The sequence below is a fragment of the Paenarthrobacter sp. NPDC058040 genome (genome assembly GCF_042885775.1).
Taxonomy (GTDB): Bacteria; Actinomycetota; Actinomycetes; order Actinomycetales; family Micrococcaceae; genus Arthrobacter.
On record NZ_JBHVRN010000015.1, the window covers coordinates 15,346 to 36,999 of the forward strand.

The window sequence follows — 21,654 nt, forward strand, 5'->3', positions numbered from 1 at the left end:
TATTTGCAAGAGTCCAGAAAGGATAAGCGCGATGAGTCTCCGGTACGCCCTACTGGCCCTCCTCTCGGTGGAGCCGATGACCGGCTACGACCTGGCGAAACGATTCGAATCTTCTGTCGCCTACGTGTGGCATGCTCCGGATTCACAGATCTACCCTGAGCTGAGGCGCATGGAAAAGGCCGGGTTGCTCTCCGCCACAGAAGTCCCGTGGGGGCAGCGGGGCAAAAAGACGCAGTACCAGATTGCAGCCAAAGGACGGCAGGCGTTCCAGGACTGGATGATCGAACCCGTGGAATATTCCAGAGAACGGGACCCCGTACACCTCAAGGCCGCCTACTTGGAATGGACAGACCCCGCAACGGCACGTCGGCATATGCAGGACCATATTGACCATCACATTCAACGCCGAAGTCAGTGGTCGGCAATGATCGAGGGGCTGAAAACAGGAACCAACGAGATGATGAACAAACGACTAGCGCAGACACCCGAGGCAGATCACCAACGAACCATTGCCTACAAAGTGTTCACCTATGAAGGTCTTGTGGCCCGCGCCGAGACGGAAATCGAATGGGGAAAACGCGGTTTGATTCTGATCGATTCGTTATCAGGCCACGTCGCGCAAGCGAGCTAGCCGGAGAACCGCCAAATGGCAATGTTTGGCATGGATATCCGGTGCCACCCTCACGTCGGGTCTAGAGGACTAACCTCGGTCGCTGCCGAGCGCTCGTTGCCATGCCGTCCGGTGCCGAAGAATGTACTCAGAAGCCGCAAGCCAGTGGTGCCCGTGTCCGTTGGTGTACATGTCTGCCCACGGCTGAAGCCCCTTCTCATAGGATGATCGCAGCAGGTCGTACATAGCTGCGGTCCGTTTGACCATCGCTATCGGCAAATCCTTGCGGAGGGCCGCGTCGGCTCCGTAACCGTCAACGACGGCACTGAGACGAGAGGCTGCGTCATCAACTGCCTGGCCCTCAAAAAGCATCGCGAATGACTGGGCAGCGTGAGCGAGATCCCACAGACGAGTACTCGGGCCGGCAGCATCCCAGTCGATGAAGACCCAGCGTTCTCCCAGGACAAGGTTCCAAGGGGCAAGATCGTTGTGGCACATGAGGTTCGGGGTCTCTGCGGGTAGCAGCGGTTGCCATGCCCCAGTCTCCGGCAGGGGAATGGATTCGCTCGCATCGTGGATTTGCCGGACTATTTGCCCGACTCGGAACAGGTCAGCGTGCACCATCGGTAACCGCCCCATCGCAATGACGCCTTGTACGTACTCGATGATTTGTCGTCCCTGGTCGTCCTTGCCAAGGGGCGCGGGGACGTCCACGCCGGCGGCGCGGAGGGAAGTACGGTAGCCCTGCACTGCCGCCGAATTTTTCAGCCACGGCTTTCGGACTGTCCCGCCTATGCGAACAACCCGGGCATAAGCATTGCCGGGTTTCAGATCCTGTTCGACTTCCTCCATTGAAGCAGGCTACTGCTCCGCGACGAGGACGAGCAAAAAGGCGATGACTTGAGAAGCCGCCAACGATTTACGCCTCCGTCCGCCGAGTGGATAACCGTGTGCAGTGCTCCTGTCGACGAGCGTCCGACTGTTCCCGGTTTTACAGCCGCGAAGCTTCGCGGGCCAGTTCGGTGATAGCGGACCAGTCTCCGCCTTCCACCAGGTCGCGTGGCGTTAGCCAACTGCCGCCGACGCACGCCACGTTGGGCAGCTTCAGGTAAGCCGGAGCGGACACCAGGCTGACGCCGCCGGTAGGACAGAACGTTACCTGGGGGATGGGTGCGCCGACGGCAGCCAGGTAGGAAGGTCCTCCGGCCGGTCCCGCAGGGAAGAATTTCATGATATCCAGGCCTTGCTCTAGGACGGCCATGACTTCGCCGACTGTCGCGACTCCTGGAAGCAGCGGAACATCCAGCATCAGCATGTGGCGCAACAGGTCGGCCGTGACACCTGGGCTGACCAGGAACCCTGCTCCTGCGGCCACCGCGGCATCGGCTTGGCTTGGCGTAAGGATGGTTCCTGCGCCGACCAGGATGTCCGGGACCTCGTCGGCGATCAAGCGGAGGGATTCGAGCGCAGTTGCAGTGCGCAGCGTCAGTTCGATGATCGGGATTCCGCCGTCCACCAGCGCACGGGCCAGGGGAACTGCGTGTGACGGTTCTTCGATGGTCACCACCGGAATGACGGGGGAGATGGTCAGGATGGAGTCAGCGTCAGCCATGGAGGATCTCATTTCCCAGGCCTTCGAGCCCGTGTTCGTCAATGATGGCGTACCAGTGTTCAAGCAGTGCCGCGAAGCCGGCATGCGTTGCCAATCGGTCGTCGAAAATGTTCCGTACGCCCAGCAAGGCGTGGACCACGGAAGCTGGGGAGCGGTTGGTCGGCAGTGCGGCGTGGAGTTCTGCGGCCATGGGATCGTTCAGTTCCCCGGCCGCGGTGGTGGCAACGTGATGCATCCATGCCGCGACGGCCAGCGCGGCCCACTTGGGTGTGCGGCCGGCATCGAGATTTGCCCTGACGGTGGTCAGCAACCGTAATCCAACTTTCTGGGAACCGTCGCTGGCCACTTTCCGGGTGGTATGGCCCAACGCTGGGTTCGCGAAGCGGGCAAGTACCTGCTTGCAGTACGTTTCGCCGTCCAGGCGCTCCGGAAGGTGCAGGGTGGGCAGGACGTCTTGGAACATCATGCGTTCGGAGGCGGCGCGGAAGGATTCCACGGCGATGGCGTCGGCGATGGTCTTCTTGCTGGCAGCCAGGCCCAGGTAGGCGAGTAGTGAGTGGCTGGCATTGAGGAGGCGTAGCTTTGCTGCTTCCCAAGCGGCCACGTCGTTGCTGAACACGGCGCCTGCGTCTTCCCATCGCGGCCGGGGCCCGGCGAACTTGTCTTCAATAACCCATTGCATGAAGGGTTCGGCCACCACAGCGGCTTCGTCACGTAGGTCGAGTTCACGTTCGACGGCGGCAATGTCGCCTGGCGTGGTGGCGGGGACCATCCGGTCCACCATGGTGTTGGGGAACGTGACATTCCGGTCCATCCAGTCCATGAGGGGCGATGCTTCGGCGGCAGGGAGTGCAGCGGCGAAGGCGTTCACGAGTCGCTCTGTGAGCTCTCCGTTACCGGGGAAGTTATCGCAGGAGACCACTGTGACGGGGCCGACACCCAGGCGGCAGCGTTCCTGCAGGCCACGCACGATCTGCCCAATGGCGGTTTGAGGAGGATTTCCTGCCAGGTCGGACTGTATTTGGTGATCTTCGAAGTTCAGGGAGCCGGTTTGCGGATCGATCCGGTAGCCCTTCTCCGTGATGGTCAGTGTGATCACAGCAACTGACGGCAAGGCGAGGCGTTTCACCACCAACACGGGATTATCGCGCCCGGACACGGCCTCCAGAACGCTGGAGACCACATGGAGGGGCGCAGCAGCTTGTCCGCGTTCGGCCACGGTGAACAGACCGTCCTGGGGTGCGAGTTGCTGTACCACGGTGTCTGAACGCTGGGTGATGCCGATGATTCCCCAGCCTGACTCGCCGGAGAGTTCCATGGCTTTTTCTGTGAAGACGGCCGTGTGGGCTCGTGCGAAGGCGCCGAGGCCCAGATGGACGATGCCCGGGTTGAGTGCTGACCGGTCAAGAGCGAGCGGCCGGTTTGCCAACGAGGCGAGGCTTAGGCGCATACCGCCTGCCCCTCAGCGTGTGATGCGGTCTGTTCAAACGTCGGAATGAAGCCTGTGCCACCCTTGCCACCCACCACGAGTGAAGCTGCGGCAGCACCATACCGCGTTGCCTGCTGAAGGGAGTCGCCTAGGACCAGGCGGGCCGCGAGGGTGCCGACGAAGGCATCTCCCGCGCCGGTTTGGTCCACAACGGAGGGTGCAGGAACGGAGGGGACCCACTCTGATAGATCCGGACCTTCGAGCTGGATTCCTTCGGCACCGCAGGTCACGGCAACGTTCCCGGCCCCGATGGCGAGGAGCTTCGCTGCGGCTTCGGCCGGTGTGCCAACACTCAGGAGGGCGGAGGTCTCCCCGGGGAAGGAAGGCGTCACGAGGTAGGCTTGCGGCGCGAGTTTGGCCAACATGCCTGCCGCTGCGGATGTTGTGGTCAGTCGTGGCCGGAAATTGGGGTCGAAGATGAAACGGCGGGCCAAAGACGCGGCCTTGAATACCGCGGCCCGGGACGACTCGGAGATGGCACAGGCGATTCCGCCGGCCAGCACGACACCCGCTGAAGCGAACACGACTTCGTCGATGTCCAAGGGATCCAGAGTGGAACCGATGCTACCGGACCGGGCGTAGGAGAATTCGCGCTGCCCGAGGGGATCGGAGTGCACCAGATACACGCCTTGCTGGCCCGGACGGAACTTTAGGAGGTCAGTGGCTATGCCGAGTTCCGCGATTCTGGCCATGATCGCCTTGCCGAGGTCGTCGTCGGGCAGTACGGCCAGCAGCCCAGTCCGGGCGCCGGCAGCGGCGGCGGAAGCGGCCACGTTCAGGGCGTCGCCCGAGATGCCGAGTTGGGCCGGAACGCCGTGCCCGAACGGAACGTCGGTGGCGACTTCCACCAGGATTTCGCCCATGACGACGACGTCGAATGGCTCGCGCTGAAGGTCTTGGTTCACGGGGTTCACCAATCGTGGATGGAGCCGTCGAGACGGCGGTTGATGGGCAGGTATTTGGGGTCGAAGGGGAACTTCGCTGCGGCTTCTTCGTCGAATTCGACACCGATGCCGGGGGCGTCGCCGGGGTGCATGTAGCCGTCGTTGAAGGAATATGTGGTCTTGAAGACTTGACCGGCGGGGTCGCGGTGGCCCATGTATTCCTGCACGCCGAAGTTGGGGATGCTCAGGTCCACGTGTAAAGCGGCCGCGAAGGATACCGGCGAGAGGTCGCCGGCGCCGTGCGAGCCCGAGCGGACACCGTAGAGATCGGCCAGGGAGAAGATCCGGCGCAGGTGCGTGATGCCGCCTGCATGCGAGACGGATGTCCGGATGTAGTCGATGAGGCGTTCGGTGATCAGTTGCTGGCAATCCCAGATGGAGTTGAAGACCTCGCCCACGGCGATCGGCGTGGTGGTGTGCTGGCGGATGAGACGGAAGGCCGATTGGTCCTCCGCCGGTGTTGGGTCCTCGATCCAGAAGGGCCGGTACTGCTCCAGCGAAGCCCCCAAACGACCGGCCTCGATCGGCGTGAGCCTGTGGTGGACATCGTGGAGGACATGTACTCCGTAGCCAAACTGTTCACGGACTTGGGCCATCATTTTCGGTGCGAAATCCAAGTACGCCGTGGTTTCCCACGTGTCTTCCTGCGGAACGTTACTGCTGGCGGGCTCGTAGAGCTTCCCGTCCACTGGGGCGATCCCGTAAGTTTTGTCGAGGCCGGGAACGGCGGCCTGGGCGCGGATGGCCTTGTAGCCAAGGTCCAGGTGCTGCTGGAAGTCAGCGCTGAGGTCATCCAGGGTGGTGCCGCTGGCGTGGCCGTAGACCATGACGCCCTCACGGGCTGCGCCTCCGAGGAGTTCGTAGACCGGCATGCTTGCGGCCTTGCCTTTAATGTCCCAGAGTGCGACGTCGATCGCGGCGATCGCGGTCATGGTCACCGGCCCGCGGCGCCAGTAAGCGCCCTTGTAGAAGTATTGCCAGGTGTCCTCGATCCGGCGGGCGTCGCGTCCTATCAGCAGCGGGCAGAGGTGCTCGGAGAGGTAGGACGCGACGGCGAGTTCCCGTCCGTTGAGGGTTGCGTCACCGATGCCGGTGATTCCGTCCTCTGTTTCAATAACGAGTGTCACGTAGTTCCGTCCGGGGGACGAGACCACTACCCGTGCATCGGTGATCTTCACTGATTTGTTCCTTCGGCTTTTGGTTACTTGAGCGAGCTGGTGCTCGGGTTGACAGTGTTGCCGGTGGCGGGTTCCTGGGGAACAGTCCACTCCGCGTACTCCTTGCCGCCCAGTTGGCTGGGGAGTCGAGAACAACCTGAACATTTCCAACATGGACTGGGAAGAGTTCGCAGAGAGCACAGACCACGACGGCGTGTTCAGAGGCTTTTCCTGACCGTCCTCGCCGCGGCGATGTATTGGGCGTAGGCGGCGGCTGAGTCGGTGGCGTGGCGTTCGATGGTTGTGGGGGAGTAGCCGAGGGTCTCGGCGATGATGGCCACGGGTGCGAGTTTGGTGAGTTCGTGGAGTGTTCCCAGGCGTGCGGCGCGGGTGCTGAAGAGTTTGCTGAGGCGGGTCGTGAGGTGTCCTGGGTTGATGTGGCGTCCGGGTGATGCTCCGCGGAACACCCATTTGGTGTTGGGGTGCGCGGCGGTCAGTTCGTTGCCGGGGTTCGCGGCGAGCTCCCGCCATGGTTGCGATAGAGGCTCTGGCAAGGCGATCTGGATGCTGCCGAGCTGTATGGTGACTTGGTCGTCGGTGACGGTGACGTCGTCCCAGGTGAGGCGTGCGATGTTTTCGGCTTGTTGTCCGAAGACGAGGATGAGGATGGCGGCGGCCCGGTCGCGGTTCTCGAGTTCGTTGGTGTGGATCACCTTTTGGAGTGCTTGGTCTTGACCGGTTTTGGGTAGTCGTGGGCTGGTGCCGCGGCGGTGCGGAATGATGACGAGCCCGGCGGGTGCGGTTTTGGTTTTGATGGCCCATTTGAGGAAGCGCTCCGCGATGCGCCTGGTCGTGGGTCCTTCGGCTTGCCATACGTCCAGGTGGGCTTGGTGCAGGTCAGGGAGTTTGATGTCGTGGTTGGTGAGCCAGTTGAGGAGCTCGATGGCGACGGTGACTTCCTGTTTGGCGCGGAGGTAGGTGCCGCGGGTGACTTCTTCCATGTTGTTCATGCGTCGTTGGTGGTGCCAGCGGATGTAGCGTCGGATCACGTCAAGGTTCTGTGCGTCGTTGACGCGTTCCATGGCTTGGGTGGCCCAGTTGTCGTAGCGCGTCAGGAAAGCATTTCGTTGGGGGAGAACGCCGTGTTCGGTGAGGAGTCCCCGGACGTATTCGCGGGTGCGTGAGTCGGGTAGTTCGTCGAAGGTGTCGTGGCTGATTGTGGGTGCGGTGGCGAGGTTTCGCAGGAAGTTGGTGACGTGCTTTTGCCGGATCCAGGTCAGGCCGCTGTTGGCCCGTTTCATGGTCTTCAGGGCTGTTGCCAATGGGATCAGTTCGGTGGCCATGATTCCCGTGGCCGGGTTGGTGAGCAGGTTGTCCACGGTGCCGCCGAGGACGCAGGTCCAGCAGCGCGCACCGGTATAGAGTTCGTCTTCAGCTCCGCAGCCCTGGCAGTCGATATTGAGTCGAACGCCTGAGCAGTTCCGGCAGGCAGGTTGTTCATCGATGATGCCGGGCAGGATGCCTTCGTGGCCGCATGCGCAGGCACCGCGGGTGCGTTTTGCTTGCTGATAGCAGTAGAGACAGACTCCGCCGTCGGGCCACCGTGCAACGGTTTGGTGGTGTTGGAGGCAGCGGCCGCAGGGGACCGGCCAACGGATGGGGTCCTCTGCTTTGCGGGGCCTACTCATCGTCCTCGGAAGTGACGAGCCGGACGCGTCGGGCGATGGGGTTGCCTGGTTGGATGCCGAGGTCTTCGCTGCGCTTGGGAGCATTGGCTGTCGCGGCGGCGCGCATCTCCACGAAAGGCTCGAACAAGTCGTTGGGTGTGCAGTCCAGAATGTCGCAGAGCGCGGCGAACGTCCTGGCCGGAATGCGTTCCGGCGTGGAGGTGACCAACCTATAGACCTGGCTTTCAGAGAGGTTGATGCCACGGGACTTCAGGAGCGGCATCAGTTCGGTGGTCTTCCAGAGGTTCTGTTTGGCCATCAGGGCTCGCAGGTTCCAGCGGTAGCCGATCCGGCGCTGTTCAGGCATCTGGGTCCTCCAAGTTCGCGATGCGTCGTGCAATCATCTTTTGCACGGTTTTCTGCTTGAAGTCCGACGATACCGAGGTGTAGAGCCCTGTAGTTGAAGCGTAGGAGTGTCCCACCTGTGTCTGCACAAAAGCTTCGTCGTAGCCGGCCTCGATCAGATGGGTCACGTAGGAATGTCTGAGGCAGTGCATGCCCAACTCCTGCGGTAACCCGACGGCGTCCCGTGCGGCGGCGAACGCGTCCCCGAAGGAACCCAGAGACATCCGGGCGCCGCGCTCACTGGGCCACAGAGCCGAGGAGCGCTCGGCTGTCGGGAACTGTTGCCGCATACCGCCGGTTGTCCAGGTCTTGAGCTGGTCCACGACCCAGTCGAACTCCGGCACGGTCAACACGGTCCGCTTTCTGGGTCCTGAGCCTGCCGTGCCCTTGGCGAACCGTACCTGAACTGCCCCGAAACGTCCGTAATCGCTCACGTGCGGATTCGGACCGAAATCTTCCAGGTCCAGCATGGTCATTTCGCGCCGGCGAAGCCCGTAGGCATAGCAGACCTTGAATGCCACCGAGTCGCGCAACAAGGGCAGCCAACGCTTGCTGCCTGCGGCGTATTCGCGGTCGACCAAGTCATCGAGGTAGTCGAAAAGCCGCTGCAGTTCAGCCTTGGTGAACGAGCGCTTCTTCGCCGGGACGGCGTCATCGGTGGTGTGCCGGGGCATGTTCCACTCGAAACAGATCTGGCTCGGAATATCACCGAAGGTCCGTTCACAAAACTCGCCCCACCCGTAGGCAGGATGCGTCAAGAACGAGCAGAACATCGCCACCGCGTTGCTGTACGAGCCTAACGTCTTCAGGCTGATCGGCTTCTCACCAGAGCGCAGATCACCCAGGAAATCATCAATGTCCGCCGGACCCCATTGCCACGGAAATTCACCCGTGAAGCGCTGAAAACGCTCCAACAACTGGCACCGCTGCTTGATGGTCTCTGTCGTGAGGCCACGGGCAAGCATCTGAGCACGCCAGCCATCCAGCATCGCCGTGAATACCCGCTCATCAGCCCGGAACAACCCGATATCCGGGTCCACCAGGATCCGCGGGACGAAACCCGGAACGGCATCATTCACAACGACCCCTAAACCATGGAAACATGCATTAGATGCAGGAAACTTACAGGCGTAAGGGATCCGGGCGCAAGAGTACGACCTAGACGCGATCGTGAACGCAATCGACAAAGCTGGCTTGACCTGCGGAAACGTCGGATTCGTTCATGCACGGGAGTTCTCGCAGCTACTTCTACTCCCGTTAGTTAAACGCCGATAATGGACGTTATGTAAACTAGTTATGACTCTAAGTGCTTTTCCTGCACATCGTGAGGATGTGGGAAACGCCTGCCGAACCTCCCCTAAAGCGGTGCTGACCTGCTATTTTGCCTCGACGACAAGAGCGCCGGGGTTCTGATGGTGCGCGCCGTTCCGGGCTCGTTGTGGGCGCCGTTTTTGGCTTCTGAACTGCGGTTTCACCCCTGAGTGATTGCGGTTCTCGCAAACTGTGTGCGAAAATTGCAAAGGGTTCTTGATGATGCGAGGCGAACCATGGGACGGGATGACGGGAATGTTCTCTATGTTCCTTTCGGCGGTCAGACGCCGGATCCGGACTCGTTCCTGGCCCTTGTCCTCGATGGCTGGGAGCGCCAGCAGCGTGCGCAGGATTTCTCGCCAGGGACAATCCGCACCAAGCGCAATGCTGTCTTGAGCCTCGTTGACTTCTCGGGCAAATATCCGTGGGAATGGAGCCTGGGCGACGCGGACGACTATTTCTCCCACGCCCGGGCCGTGAGGAACCTGGCCCACGGCACTGTCCGGGGGTATCAGGGGGCGGTGAAGCTGTTCTGTGACTATGCCTGCAGCCCCCAGTACGACTGGTGCGAGCAGAGCGCGAAGCTGTTTGGGCGGGTCTTCGCCCAGGTCGTGACGGAACTGAACCGGGTGACGCATTCGCAGCCGACCGAAGCCCGGCCCGGGAAGCGACCCTTCAGCCAGCGTGAGCTGCAGGAACTCTTCGACCTGGCAGATCTTGAGGTCGTGCGGATCCTGGACTCGGGCCGCAAGGGTGCCTTGTCTGCATGGCGTGACGCGATTGCTTTCAAGTCTGCCTACAGCTGGGGTCTGCGCTCCGAGGAATTCCGCCGCTTGCAGGTGTCCGATTTTTCCCGCACCGGCAAGGCACCCTACCTCGGAGACCATGGCGTCGTACTGGTGCGCTGGGGCAAACCGCATAGGGGGTCAGCCAAGAAAGTCCGGTCCGTCCTCACCGTTTGGGAGTGGTCCGCGGAGATGGTGGCCGATTGGATCAAGAACGGGCTCCCCCGCTATGGCTATCCGGTCACGGACCTGTTCCCCACCAGTGGCGGGAAAGTCGTCAGTGAGTCGCATCTGAACGACCGGCTCCATGACTTCCTGGATGAGCTGGGATACCCGAAAGGGCTGGACCTGCATTCCTTCCGCCGCTCCTACGCCACGCACCTGAGCACGGTCGAAGGATTTGATCTGACCTTCGTGCAGCTGCAACTGGGCCATGATCACGCCTACACGACCTCCCTATATACCCTGCCCTCCCCTGACTACCAGCGACTAGCCCTTGAGCAAGTGCATGAACGAACCATCAAAGCGGCCCTGGCGCTGCCCTCAGAAAGGAAGCACCCATGAGCAGACGAGAAATCGCCTACACCTGGCGGGTCCGCGAGATCATGGCCCGTCGAGGGGTTCACACCGCCAAGGAGCTCGCTGCTCTCCTGCACGATCGCGGCATTACCCTGACCGCCAACGCAATTTGGCGGATCGTGACCCAAGAGCCCGAACGGATCTCCTTCAAGGTTCTCGTCGCCCTCTGTGATGCCCTGGACGTAACACCCAACGACCTCATCACTTACTCAGCCACCGAAGCCAAGACCATCCGGCACCGCAAGGCTGCCGGTGAAGACATCCCTGACCTGCACAAATACCGCCCAGTGCGCGCACGAATCGTCGAGGACGATGGCTAACCCGGGACGGCCCGCCACCGGAGGCAACGGATCAGCGCGGCCGCCCACACTCAATCACCTGCACACGCCCAGGAAACGTGGCCGGCCACGCTCCAGCGGGGATTATCTCTGCGGCCGGTGCAACCTAATGGTGGCCAAGATCCGGGTGCGCTGGCCAGACGGCCCGGTCTGCGGAGCGTGCTTCACGGACGCCACCCACACTCGCGGCAGATGCCCGCGCTGCCTCGAAACCCGTATGCTCCCCGGCCGCTCCCCCGACCACCAACCGATCTGCCGCGACTGCGCGGGCATCACCACCGACCTCACCTGCACCCGATGCAACCGCGAAATCGAAAGGTTCCGGGCCGGCCTTTGCATCCGCTGCGCGCTCCAAGACGACCTCACCGCAGTGCTCAAACCCGGTGATAACCTCAGCCTCCACCGCCTCATCAGCCTCCTCACCGAAACCGGCAGGCCCGAAAGCATCTACACCTACATGCGCCCTGGCACACGCGCCAGGGAACTACTGAACTCCATAGGCGACCGGACACTCCCGCTCACCCACGAAGCCTTCGACGCGCTCCCCCGGTCAACCGCCGCCGAACACCTGCGCTACCTGCTCATGCACCACCGCATCATGCCCGGACGCGGCAACGAAAAGCTCGTACGCTTCGAGCAATGGCTTGCCACCAGAATTAGCGACCTCCCCGATGATGGAACAGCCCAGACCATCGAACGCTTCGCAACATGGCACCACCTCAAACGCATCCGCGACAGAGCCACAGACCCAACAGTGAACCTCGAAACCGTCACCCACGCAGCCAAACAGGAAATCACCGAAGCCGCCAAACTTCTCATCTGGCTCCGCGACACTCATGGCATCGGAGCCGACGAACTCAGGCAAGCCCACATCGACGAATATCTCAGCATCGGGCCCAGCACCCACAAACATGTCCGCAACTTCGCACGCTGGCTCAACCGGCAAGGCCGCAGACCCTACGGGAAGCTCGACGTGCCCTTCAGGCCCGCACATTCCGTGCCGATGATCACCCAACAGGAACGTATCGAACTGGTCCGCAACTGCCTCGATTACAACCACGTCATCACATCTACGCGCCTTGCAGGCCTCATCCTGCTGCTCTGGGCTCACCCCATCAACCAGATCGTCATGCTCAGCCAGGACGACATCGACAGCACTCCCGAGGGCATGTTCCTCAAGCTGGGCACCATACCCGCCGCAATACCGGAAGCACTAACAGGGATGTTCTGGAACCAGCACCAGGGAAGCGAGAACCGGAACACCACCAACACGAACACAAACTGGCTTTTCCCAGGCACCCGGGCAGGTCAGCACATCCACCCGGGGACCCTTTCCGAACGACTCAAAGTCCTGGGCATCGATGGCCAGAGAGCCCGAAACGCAACACTGCGCGACCTCACCCAGGAAGTGGACGCCCGAACACTGATGGATCTACTCGGTTACAGCCCCGCCATCATCGCCCAACACGCCGCGAGATCGGCCACGAGAATGTCTGACTACATCGCCCTCAAGCAACTCAGACGGGAAAGGTGAGCTTCCCGAGGAACGGATAACGCGTTTCGCTGCCCTCGCTCTAGGACGTAATGAATAGGGTCCGGAAACGCTGTCAGCAACGTCTGACGCGAGAACGCACGACGAAATCAGGCCGTCGGGGTTATTACTTCTCGCTGCCTGTCAAACCGATGGAGCTACGCAGCAAAAAACTTCCCTTTCACCTTCTTATGGACGAAAAGCCAGATGTGACCGCCCAAACGGCCTGAAGTAGGACCCGCAGGATGGTCCACGCGAAAACGAAGCACCAGAGAACATTGAGGATCAAAAAGAGGGCATTCGTGACAGGGTTGCCAGCAGGGCTATCAAGATCCATGCGACCCACGGTGGCGATGGCGTAACCAAATATCGGCACAGCAGTTACGGCGACGAACAAGCTGAAAGACTCACTTCGCATCACTGGCGCCAGAAGCAGCAATGCAGCTGAAAGGCCGGCGTATGCCCACGCTAGCCATCTGATCAGCCTCCTTGCTCGGACCTTGGAAGCATCATCCTTTGTTCTTTCAGGCATGCTGGCAACCTTCCAACTCATTTTGCGAGTCCATATCGACTTAGCGTGCCACATAACGGGGGGCCATCGATCCCTGGGGCCAGCACCAACATGGCGACGCTCTCCGAACGCCCCAAAGTCCTTGGCATCGAGGGCCAGAGAGCCCGAAATGCAACGCTGCGCGATCTCACCCACGAAATGGACGCCCGAACACTGATGGATCTACTCGGTTACAGCCCCGCCATCATCGCCCAACACGCCGCGAGATCGGCCACGAGAATGTCTGACTACATCGCCCTCAAACAACGCCGCACCTGAGCATCCTGAGAAAACGGATAAAGCATTGCGCCACTAAGGTTGCCTAAGTATCCTCTCTTGGCAACCATCATTGTCATCAGGCATACTTGTCACTGTACCAAGTGGCGGCCGATGAAGGGAAGCACGATGGGCTGGTTCACCGAGGGCAGCGAGCACGAAGGCTACGTCGTGTGCGTCTTCGCCGACGGCATGTACGGCGCCGGCGGGAAACACAGGCAGATCAGCCTGATGACCCCGGATGGCAAAACGATCTGGGAAAACGACGACGATCCCGATAGCGTGGCGTGGCGGCCGCCGTCGCAGGTGGTCGGCTGGAAGGTAGCCTGCAGCTGCGAACCGCATGGCAAGCACGTGGTCATGGATCAGTTGTGGACCCGCGTCTGGGACCCCGCCGAGGAAGACGTCTCCCGCCGCCGCATCTACGCCGGAGATCCGTCCAGCGACGATGCCACCTACGTCAGCGACCGGGAAGACCTCGAACCGCTGTTTATCGATCAATGGCACTCTCACATCGCACCGGACCTGCACCTCCACACCATCAGCACCCTGGGCGAACAGCTCAAGACAATCGAAGCCCAGCTCAATGGAGCCGTCGCCGCAGCCCGCGCCGACGGCCTCTCCTGGGACAAGATCGGACGAGCGTTCGGGGTCACTCGACAAGGCGCCCGCAAGCGCTGGGACAAACAGTCCGCCAGGGAGGAACAGTGACAGCATCTCTTCACCGGGGATTGTGGCAAACCTGATGAAGCACAGCTACGCGAAGCGAATCGTGATGGTCTTCATGGAAATGCAGGCAGTGCTGGGCTGGTCGCAGTCTGGGCAACATCCCAATTCACTTGTAATCGGGCGCGCCAGCCACCCCACGCTGCAGGTATTCAGTGAATACCTTCGAGCCAAGCCGTCTCGGACGCTGCTGGCACCACACACATCCGAAGACCACCAAAAAGTGGCTGGCTGCGGGCGGTCTGACCTTACCGCTAGGACCAGCTTGATAAGGCCGTAACCGCAGCCCGGGTCGACGGCCTCCCCCCCTTCCGGCTGGCTGGATACGGGGACCGACGTTGCATTACTACCTGCATCCAACCGGCCCGGCGACGAATGGACGCTCAGGGAAAATCAGGCACTACGGTTCAATTCCGAAGCAGAAGCTCAGGACCGACAGGATGGATCCCTCTAGCGGAATAGTCCCGCTTCCACAGAGAGACCGTGCTCCCCGGGGCTTCCCGGTCATGACGTTGGCTCCCACATGGCCGGCCACTGTGCTACGCCTCCCCTGGCATTGATACCCACTTCCCGGTGTCCGGAGCTGACACCGGCCACGCCTCGAAAGACTCGCCAGCGGGACAGTGCAAGCTGCTGCCGTCTACGAAATCGATCGTGAGATCGCCGCGTTCATCGTCCGCAGTAATGGTTGAGATGCCTGCGCCCAGAAGATCCAGGAACGGAGCACTGGTTCTCGGGCGCTGTTCGGGGTCAATGACCCGATGTCCACCTGTGACATCACGGCACAAGAACGGCCTTCCAAGCCGAACTTCGACACCTCCAACGGTAAGGACCGTGAAGGCATGATCAAAGTTCAACCGGCTGACTTACTGATTTCGTATTTCCAGGACCAAAACCGTCCCCGTGACTGTGTATTTGCAGTATCAAACGACCCGCAAAATTCGTACGCACTGGCCCCATTTATGATGATGGCCGTTTTTCGGACAACAATGGCAGTAATGCGTCAAAAGGAAACGAGTCCATAAGCTATTACTCTCGCCAAAACATGTGAAGGGCAATCTCCAGTTCCCCGTCACATGTCAAAGCTGCCACCTCCCGAGAGTGAAAATAGTTGGCGTGTTGCACATGTGGCACTACTCGGGCACGTCCGTGAAGAAACGGCGGACGTCATAGTTACCAATTAGTCGGGCGAAACCCACAGGGGTCTGACCATGGGCATTTGCATGAAGAGGATCGGCTCCGTGCAGGCGCAAGACGTTTATCAACTCACCTCGACCCTTTGAGTTGGCGACTGCAACAAAGAGCGGTGTGTTGCCAAATCCATTTTCCAGGTCCACCAGCGCACCTGCTTTAAGCAGGGATGAAGCAGCGGCTACCGAATACTCCTGGGCAGCAAGGTGGAGCGGAGTGAAGCCTTGATTGTCTTGGGCATCCAGCGATGCTCCTCCCCCGATGAGCTGCTGGATTGTTTCGGCGTCATCATCAAAGGCGGCATAGTGCAATGGTGTACGGCCTGCTTGGTCCACGTTTTTCTACCTCGGTTGTTCGAATTTATGGCTCATGTTCGAGGTGGGATCCTCGATGTGGTAGTGGGTTGGATCGTTCTCAAATTCTATGACTTGTTGCCGGTTCCAGCCTTCTTCGCGCGCTCGTTGCTGGGTCCTCCACCATTCGTAGCCTGGCTTGTGCCCATAATGGAACGGACCGGACTTGGGGATCACCATACCCGTGTTGGGATCAATGAAGTCTCCATTGATGGTCTTCGGATGGTCTTCTTGAATTTTGGCCTTGGTTCCCGTCCTCAGCTTTACACGTCTTGCGACGGCGTCCACGGCTTGGGCTACGTCGTCAGCCACTTTGGCAGCAGCCGGGGCGTGACTCACAGTCCTGAGCTTTGCCGGGACAGTTACCGCACCCAACGGAGTAAACGTCAGGAAGATATCAGCGGAGTTCGATACGGCGTTCCATCGATTTTCCAGTTCTTCGTTTGGATCGGTGAACTTATGGCTAAGCTGATCGCCCGCAATCGAGTTCCTCCACCCGTCCCGGTTGTTGCGCTTGGGTGAGTTGCCCCAATCGACCCCGCCCCCACCCGAGGCCAACCTACTACCAGGATTCATGGCCAGCACATACGTGAAAATGTCACCACCCCGGTAGATGGAATCGACCTCCTCAGGCGACAAGCCGCTAACACCGGAGCTGCCCTCGCTCTCCAAGAGTGGTATCTGGAAGAGCCCCGTCGGGTCAGATGAGTTGATGACGTTGCCGAACGCGTAGGTGTAAGGGGTGAAACCGCGGACGTCGTCAGTGTTCAGGACTGAATCCGGGGCAGTGAAGATACCGAGGGCGGGATCAAGCTCCCTCGCTCCAAGATGAGTCAACGAACTTGCGGTGTCATCGAGACCGGAAATGTATCCGTTGACGGCACTAAACCCTAGCGGGTTAGCCGAATTGCTCCCAGTTCCCGCCGTGGAGTTGGCCGCGGCGCCAAAGGCGTTGTTACCCGAGGCAGTGCCGTTGGCTCCGCGTGCCAGACCCAAAGGGTCTGTGCGCCGCACCAGTGTAGTGATGTTTGTAGTGCCCGCAGTTGTGTTGGGCAGGGTCATGGTTTGAGCGGTGTTCACGTTGTCACCGATGATGAAGGCAAGTTTGGTTGCCCCTGCTACGGCGGTCGTTGAGCGTTGAGCGATGACTTTTCCGGCGAACTCGTACGTCTTCGTCGCCGTCTTAGTACCTGTTGATGTGCTGTGATGAGCTGTGATGCTGCCCAACGTAATGGTAGTTCCGGTTCCGTCGGTGACCCCGACGAGATTCCCTGCCGCATCGTAGTACCGTCCGCCGGCATCATCGGCGACCCCCGATGCCGCGGCGGGAGGTGTTCCTGCAGCTGCGTTCGGATTCGGGTTGGCCGGGAGAGTGCTGATACCGGCGGTAGTATCCAACCGTCCATCAAGCGTGTAGGTAAGCGTCTGCCCGGCTCGCCCGATAAGCCGACCTGCGGCATCCCAGGTCAAAGTCCGGCTAGTCGCTGAACCGCCCGCAGGAGTATACGAAACTGTCTGAGGTCGGTGGGCCCCTGCTGATCCCGGGGCAGGGTAGGTGTAGTCCTCTGTAACAGCCAGGGTGCCATTGGAGCCAAAACGCTTGACCTGAGAGCGGTCACCCGACGCCGTGTATGTGTACGTCTGCGCATAAGGCGCAGGCCCGCCCAAACCAGAGACATTCGTTGCAGTGGATGCTGGCGCCGTTCCACAAGCGGCGTTAGCTGGCGTCCAGACTGCCTTGATTCTGTCTGCGTAGTCGTAGCTATAGCACTGAGAATCCGTCGGTGAAGTGAGCCTGGATGCGTAGGTCTGCTCCCGTTCGGTGATTCTGCCAGTCGGGTCATACGTATACCGGGTGGTTCCAAGATCCGTTTCCGCGGCGACGTTGCTAATCGTATTAGACGCGACGGTGTCGCTGAGTCGTCCAGTTGTTGCGTCCCAGTTGTAGGTGATGAAGTTTCTGCCCGTCGTGTTGGCGCCAGAGCTGTAATTGCCGTCCTTCTGCCAGTATGAAGCGAGCTGATTTAGGCGGTTGTAGGACCCTCCACCGACGTAGTACGTAGCGCCTGAACGGACCTCATTTGGGTTGTCGAAAACGTCGTAACTGTTCGTGACAGTTTCTGCTGCCAAACCTGCAATTGCAGGAGTGCCCGCGACGTCAGTCTTACCAGTAAATGTGGTGGTATTTGTGAATGTGAAAGATGTTGAACCAAACCCTGTGAGTCCGGCAGGGAGACTTGTCACCTTAGTTCCGGGTGTATACGCGAGATCGAAGCCACTGAACGATGTTGTGACCGGTTGATCGAACGCCGCGCCATTGTTTCTGGTCGAACTAGTGAGCACACCTTGGGGACTCCCTGCCCCATCGTAAGTGTTTGTAATAAGTGCTTTCTCGGCACCCCCTGAAGGGGTGACGGTCTGCTTGGTGATCCTATCCAGCACGTCGTACGTGTACTTTGTGATGGTGTTCAACTCATCCGTACGGGAGGCAACGCGTCCGGCCGCGTCATAGGCGGTGGTCGTCGTTCCCGTATCAGGGTCTTCACTGCTGATCAATCGTCCTGATGCGTCATAAGCCCAGGACCAAAGGTTATAGCCGTCGCCCATGCGGATGAGCTGTCCAAACACGTCATAGACATAGGAGCTGACGTCAGCTCCTCCGGAGGCAGTAGTGCCGTAGTACATCTTCCGGCTCTGGATTTGACCATTGGTATTCACGAGCGTAGTGACCGGAGAATCCACATATCCAGCGGTTGAGGTAACGGCCGATGTGGTTGTATCTGTTCCCCCGTAACTGTATTGGGTCTTCCAGAGTTCATCGTTGTCCCAGCGCATCTTACGTTCAGCGGCGATGCGCCCATACGCGTCATAGTCGAACAGCGTAGATGACGGTACGGCAATGGACGGTGTGACGAGAACGCCGTCCGGATTCGTCGACACGTAATACGGGTTACGGACCAGATCCTTTCTACCAGCGGAATCATAAGTCGTGTCCGTGACGACGCTGCCGCCGCTCGGAGAGACGGACTGGGTCTGCCGCAGACGTCCCATGCCGTCATATATCGTGTAGCCCTCGGTTCGCTGCCCGTAGCCGTTGATGACGGACTTCTTCACCCAGGATGGACTTGCCTTAGACACGCTGTAAGTCGTTATCACCGACGGATCATTCGGGTTCGCACTCCGAGGGCGACGAACGTCCCACGACTTGATTTCCCTACCAGCGGGATCGTATGCAGTGCTGGTCTCTCGCCCGTTTTGGTCAACCGTCTTGAGAGTGTTGCCACGGATCGCGTCGTACTCCGTGTACGTCTCCCACTGGGCAGCATTCGTAGTCGAAACCTTGGTGACTGGGCCGATGAGGGGCGTGTACACCGTTTTCGTGACACGAGTAGTTCCTGTGCTGGTGTCCGTCACTTGGGTTGGTCGGCCGAGCGCATCATAGACCGTCGTGGGGCCGTTCTGCCAAACAGAAACATTACCTCCAGCCACAGCAGTGGCCGTATCAACGCGAGTTCTATCAGACTTCGTCGGAGCTACGTACCCGACACTTCCCGGGACAGCAGACGTTGATGAATCGTAGAGAGTCCTCGTTGACTTCAACAAGGTGACGCCGGGCGTATTACAAACTGCCGAGTAGGTGGACGTCACAGCTGACAGGGACAGGATGTTTGAAGCCGGGTTATCGGCGTAGCTGGTTATGGTGCAGTTGTCGTCGGCTAGGGTTCCGAGTTCCCCGTCATCGCTGACGGCCACAACCCGGCCAAGGGTGTCATAGGTGTTGGAGGTTTTGGTTTTCCGCCATCCGTTACCTTGGCCTGAGGAGATCTGGGTTTGAGTCCAGGCTGTCCCCGTGAAGTAAGCCTTTACGGAACCCAAAGCAGTCGTTGATGTCGCAGTAGGCGCGCTTGAATTCCACGGATAGGAAATGGTGCCCGTCATGTACGTCCCGCCGGTTCCCCGGTAACTGCGCTTTTCAAGGACGCGCCCCGCGAACCATGGCGAGTCCCGAACACTGGCCGTCACACCATCGGAAGATGTCAGCGTGACCGAACGCATGGCCCCCGAAGAGTTGGCCGGTGTGCCGTCATTGCCACGGAAGTAGTTCGTAACTGTGTAGGGATTATTGCTCTGAACTGGGTCGTTGCCCGTGATGGTCCTAATCTGGGACCATCCACCAAACACGGACCAGGTCTTCTTAGAACCGCCCTTGCTGGTGTCGATTTTCGGCCCAGCGTACTTCCATACAGGATCACCATCGTAGATGTAGCGCGTCATGACAGGGGTGCTGCCGTCAACACCCATGCTTGGCGTCGTGGTTACCGCCTCGACGGGCCAGACATTGAAGTACGACATCATCTCAGGCTGAACGATGGGTTCAGTAGGTACCCACCATTGCGGAAAGCACATTTTGGTGTTGCTCTCGGGGACGATGTCGTTAACGCCGTCTTGGTTGACATCTTCTTCAGTGCAGTCGGGCTTGAGCTTGTACGCCACCGTCGTGGTCGCACCGGTGCTATTCCTTATCCAATCCAGACGAATGCGGTTCATCGTAGGCTGACCGGAACGGACATCCCACACCCTGTTCATCTTGCCGTGACCGTCGAACTCCGTCGGAGGGTCTGTCACCCAGGAAGTGATGCCGGTCGAAGTGGTGTCGGCACCTGAATGGGTGATCGACTTGAACCACAACGCCGGACGTGCACCAACAGCATCCTCCGGATTTGGCATGCTGTGCTGCAGGTACCAATAGTCCGTGTTCCCGTAGCTGGTGCCGTTCACGAGCGTCTGGGACAAAACTGTCCACAGCCGGTAGTGCGTGTAGAACGTCGGAGCCTGCACTGTACAGCCGGAAGCGGTGGAGCAGTTGAACTCCTCGTACGGAACGTCATTGCCCGCCGAGCAGTCGCTGCCCTGTTCACAGCGGCCCGTGTAGCCGAAGTTCACGATCATCGGCGCTTTCGCGGTCAGCTCGGCGCCGGCGCGCATACCATAGTCCACACGCACAAGCCTGCTGGCTCTAACGTAGCTGAAGGCTGTGCCCGTTCCAGCTTCGGAAACGTAGAAGTTGGTGTCCTGGGTGTAGTAGAACGCTTGCGAGTTGCCGTGGATGTCCACCACGTAGTCGAGGTTCCAAGCGTACGCCTGTTGGCAGAAAGAGGCCTTCAGACTAGTCGAAGCACACGGTTGATTTCCGTTGGCTGCGCCAACAGGGACATAGTCTGCCGAATTGGTTGTCGCGTTGCCGGCTACCCACCCGGGTAGCCGGTTCAATCCAAAGAAGTACTGCGTGCCTTCTGGGTCAGTCAGGCGCCAGTACTCACCAAACCTTGTGCCGTTCGTTGTGCCGTTGGAAACATATTCCAGGCGGCTGCCATCGTCCTTTTGCAGACGATACTTCAGTTTGGGATCGGACTGCGTGGCGTCCTCGACGATCAACCCGGACCGAGCGCCAAACGAGATACTGAACTGCTTGCCGTCAGGATTACCACACATATCGAAGGTCTTCGTGCCAACCGGCAGTTGGTCGCGACAAGAACCGAATTTCTGGCGGATGGATCCCATACCCGATAGCTGCCAGCCATCCCCGACAACAGAAGCTTGGGTGTTCGTTGCACTGGTCAATCCGTCGAGCGAAGTTGAGTCGTACGACAAGCCCAGCGATGGGGACTTGCCCGCAGGTGCATTCCGGATAGGAAAAGGATAGTTCCACGTGAAGCCACCGGTCTGCCCTGTAGTTCCCCATGCCCCCGATCCGATGCCGGGCACAGTCGTGAAGTTTGACGTGCCATTGCCACTCGTCGGGACCGTAGCCATCAACGGAATTCTGGTGGATTGCTTGCTCTGCAGAGCAACAGTGTTTGCCGTTGTGGCGTCACCAATGACTGTGTCAGCAGTTGCAGCAGCTGCAGTTGCGTCCACGCCTGATCGGGGTGGCGACGGCGGCGGCTGCTCCGTCCAACGATCGACAGGAATCGGCTCCATGTCCTCGGCAGCATTCTCAGGAGTGGCAGCAGCCATCCCAGGCAGTTCGGGCAAGGCGCTGAAGGCGCTGCCGCTGACGATCAATGCACCCGAAAGAGCGGCCGTGATTAGTGCTTTAACAATCGTCATCGGGGCTAATTTTCTCTGA

At 59.9% G+C, this 21,654-nt stretch carries 19 protein-coding genes; 7 read left to right on the forward strand and 12 right to left on the reverse strand.

Translation table 11 applies throughout. The annotated features are described in order from the left end of the window. The first annotated feature begins 31 nt into the window (after nt 1-31). On the forward strand, nt 32-631 hold the full coding sequence (locus ACFVSJ_RS19440) for a PadR family transcriptional regulator (RefSeq protein ID WP_387438666.1): 600 nt from the start codon (nt 32-34) through the stop codon (nt 629-631). A gap of 69 nt (nt 632-700) precedes the next feature. On the opposite strand, the gene ACFVSJ_RS19445 is transcribed toward ACFVSJ_RS19440, so the two are convergent. From ACFVSJ_RS19445 to manD, 5 genes are all read right to left on the reverse strand, one after another. Next, a complete protein-coding gene (locus ACFVSJ_RS19445; RefSeq protein ID WP_387438667.1) occupies nt 701-1,462 on the reverse strand; it encodes a phosphotransferase in 762 nt (253 codons plus the stop codon). A 139-nt stretch (nt 1,463-1,601) separates the two neighbouring features. Beyond that, nucleotides 1,602-2,222 (reverse strand): bifunctional 4-hydroxy-2-oxoglutarate aldolase/2-dehydro-3-deoxy-phosphogluconate aldolase, encoded by a 621-nt coding sequence (gene eda, locus ACFVSJ_RS19450; RefSeq protein ID WP_387438668.1) that lies wholly within the window; start codon nt 2,220-2,222, stop codon nt 1,602-1,604. Beyond that, complete coding sequence (locus ACFVSJ_RS19455; protein ID WP_387438669.1) at nt 2,215-3,672, reverse strand: mannitol dehydrogenase family protein; 1,458 nt, start codon at nt 3,670-3,672, stop codon at nt 2,215-2,217. The genes eda and ACFVSJ_RS19455 overlap by 8 nt, the downstream gene beginning before the upstream one ends. After that, nucleotides 3,663-4,574, reverse strand: a complete 912-nt coding sequence (locus tag ACFVSJ_RS19460; protein ID WP_387438828.1) for a sugar kinase — start codon at nt 4,572-4,574, stop codon at nt 3,663-3,665. Before ACFVSJ_RS19460 ends, ACFVSJ_RS19455 begins: the two co-directional genes overlap by 10 nt. A 47-nt stretch (nt 4,575-4,621) precedes the next feature. Continuing rightward, nucleotides 4,622-5,833: a D-mannonate dehydratase ManD gene (gene manD, locus ACFVSJ_RS19465; protein WP_387438671.1), complete on the reverse strand. Its 1,212-nt coding sequence runs from the start codon at nt 5,831-5,833 to the stop codon at nt 4,622-4,624. 142 nt (nt 5,834-5,975) lie between these two features. Between manD and ACFVSJ_RS19470 the strand changes: the two genes are divergently transcribed. Further along, a complete protein-coding gene (locus ACFVSJ_RS19470; protein ID WP_387438829.1) occupies nt 5,976-6,047 on the forward strand; it encodes a DUF6924 domain-containing protein in 72 nt (23 codons plus the stop codon). Here ACFVSJ_RS19470 and ACFVSJ_RS19475 read toward each other — a convergent pair. The 3 genes from ACFVSJ_RS19475 to ACFVSJ_RS19485 are packed head-to-tail and all read right to left on the reverse strand — an operon-like array spanning nt 6,031 to nt 8,924. Further along, nucleotides 6,031-7,500 carry a Fis family transcriptional regulator gene (locus ACFVSJ_RS19475; protein ID WP_387438672.1) on the reverse strand — a complete coding sequence of 490 codons (1,470 nt, stop codon included), beginning with the start codon at nt 7,498-7,500 and terminating at the stop codon, nt 6,031-6,033. The two genes, ACFVSJ_RS19470 and ACFVSJ_RS19475, sit on opposite strands and share 17 nt — an antisense overlap. Then, nucleotides 7,493-7,846: a helix-turn-helix domain-containing protein gene (locus tag ACFVSJ_RS19480; protein WP_387438674.1), complete on the reverse strand. Its 354-nt coding sequence runs from the start codon at nt 7,844-7,846 to the stop codon at nt 7,493-7,495. Before ACFVSJ_RS19480 ends, ACFVSJ_RS19475 begins: the two co-directional genes overlap by 8 nt. Continuing rightward, nucleotides 7,839-8,924: a tyrosine-type recombinase/integrase gene (locus tag ACFVSJ_RS19485; protein ID WP_387438676.1), complete on the reverse strand. Its 1,086-nt coding sequence runs from the start codon at nt 8,922-8,924 to the stop codon at nt 7,839-7,841. Before ACFVSJ_RS19485 ends, ACFVSJ_RS19480 begins: the two co-directional genes overlap by 8 nt. A 507-nt stretch (nt 8,925-9,431) precedes the next feature. On the opposite strand from ACFVSJ_RS19485, the gene ACFVSJ_RS19490 reads away from it, so the two are divergent. The 3 genes from ACFVSJ_RS19490 to ACFVSJ_RS19500 all read left to right on the forward strand — a co-directional run bounded on the left by ACFVSJ_RS19490 (nt 9,432) and on the right by ACFVSJ_RS19500 (nt 12,431). Further along, nucleotides 9,432-10,544 carry a tyrosine-type recombinase/integrase gene (locus tag ACFVSJ_RS19490; protein ID WP_387438677.1) on the forward strand — a complete coding sequence of 371 codons (1,113 nt, stop codon included), beginning with the start codon at nt 9,432-9,434 and terminating at the stop codon, nt 10,542-10,544. Further along, entirely contained in the window at nt 10,541-10,879 is a 339-nt protein-coding gene (locus ACFVSJ_RS19495) for a helix-turn-helix domain-containing protein (protein ID WP_387438678.1), read from the forward strand. The genes ACFVSJ_RS19490 and ACFVSJ_RS19495 overlap by 4 nt, the downstream gene beginning before the upstream one ends. A gap of 127 nt (nt 10,880-11,006) precedes the next feature. After that, nucleotides 11,007-12,431 carry a hypothetical protein gene (locus ACFVSJ_RS19500; protein ID WP_387438680.1) on the forward strand — a complete coding sequence of 475 codons (1,425 nt, stop codon included), beginning with the start codon at nt 11,007-11,009 and terminating at the stop codon, nt 12,429-12,431. A 178-nt stretch (nt 12,432-12,609) separates the two neighbouring features. Here ACFVSJ_RS19500 and ACFVSJ_RS19505 read toward each other — a convergent pair whose 3' ends face one another. Further along, entirely contained in the window at nt 12,610-12,960 is a 351-nt protein-coding gene (locus ACFVSJ_RS19505; RefSeq protein WP_387438681.1) for a hypothetical protein, read from the reverse strand. Nucleotides 12,961-13,005: 45 nt separating this feature from the next. Between ACFVSJ_RS19505 and ACFVSJ_RS19510 the strand changes: the two genes are divergently transcribed. Further along, the gene (locus ACFVSJ_RS19510) at nt 13,006-13,257 is read left to right on the forward strand and encodes a hypothetical protein (RefSeq protein WP_387438682.1); all 252 of its coding nucleotides are present in this window, start codon (nt 13,006-13,008) and stop codon (nt 13,255-13,257) included. A gap of 111 nt (nt 13,258-13,368) precedes the next feature. Continuing rightward, complete coding sequence (locus ACFVSJ_RS19515) at nt 13,369-13,965, forward strand: hypothetical protein (protein ID WP_387438683.1); 597 nt, start codon at nt 13,369-13,371, stop codon at nt 13,963-13,965. A 554-nt stretch (nt 13,966-14,519) separates the two neighbouring features. Here the strand turns inward: ACFVSJ_RS19515 and ACFVSJ_RS19520 are convergent. The 3 genes from ACFVSJ_RS19520 to ACFVSJ_RS19530 form a co-directional block, all read right to left on the reverse strand. Continuing rightward, complete coding sequence (locus tag ACFVSJ_RS19520; RefSeq protein WP_387438685.1) at nt 14,520-14,837, reverse strand: DUF6188 family protein; 318 nt, start codon at nt 14,835-14,837, stop codon at nt 14,520-14,522. Between the two features lie 276 nt (nt 14,838-15,113). Continuing rightward, the gene (locus ACFVSJ_RS19525; RefSeq protein WP_387438688.1) at nt 15,114-15,506 is read right to left on the reverse strand and encodes an ankyrin repeat domain-containing protein; all 393 of its coding nucleotides are present in this window, start codon (nt 15,504-15,506) and stop codon (nt 15,114-15,116) included. 6 nt (nt 15,507-15,512) lie between these two features. Beyond that, nucleotides 15,513-21,635: a GH-E family nuclease gene (locus tag ACFVSJ_RS19530; RefSeq protein WP_387438690.1), complete on the reverse strand. Its 6,123-nt coding sequence runs from the start codon at nt 21,633-21,635 to the stop codon at nt 15,513-15,515. Between the last annotated feature and the right edge of the window lie 19 nt (nt 21,636-21,654).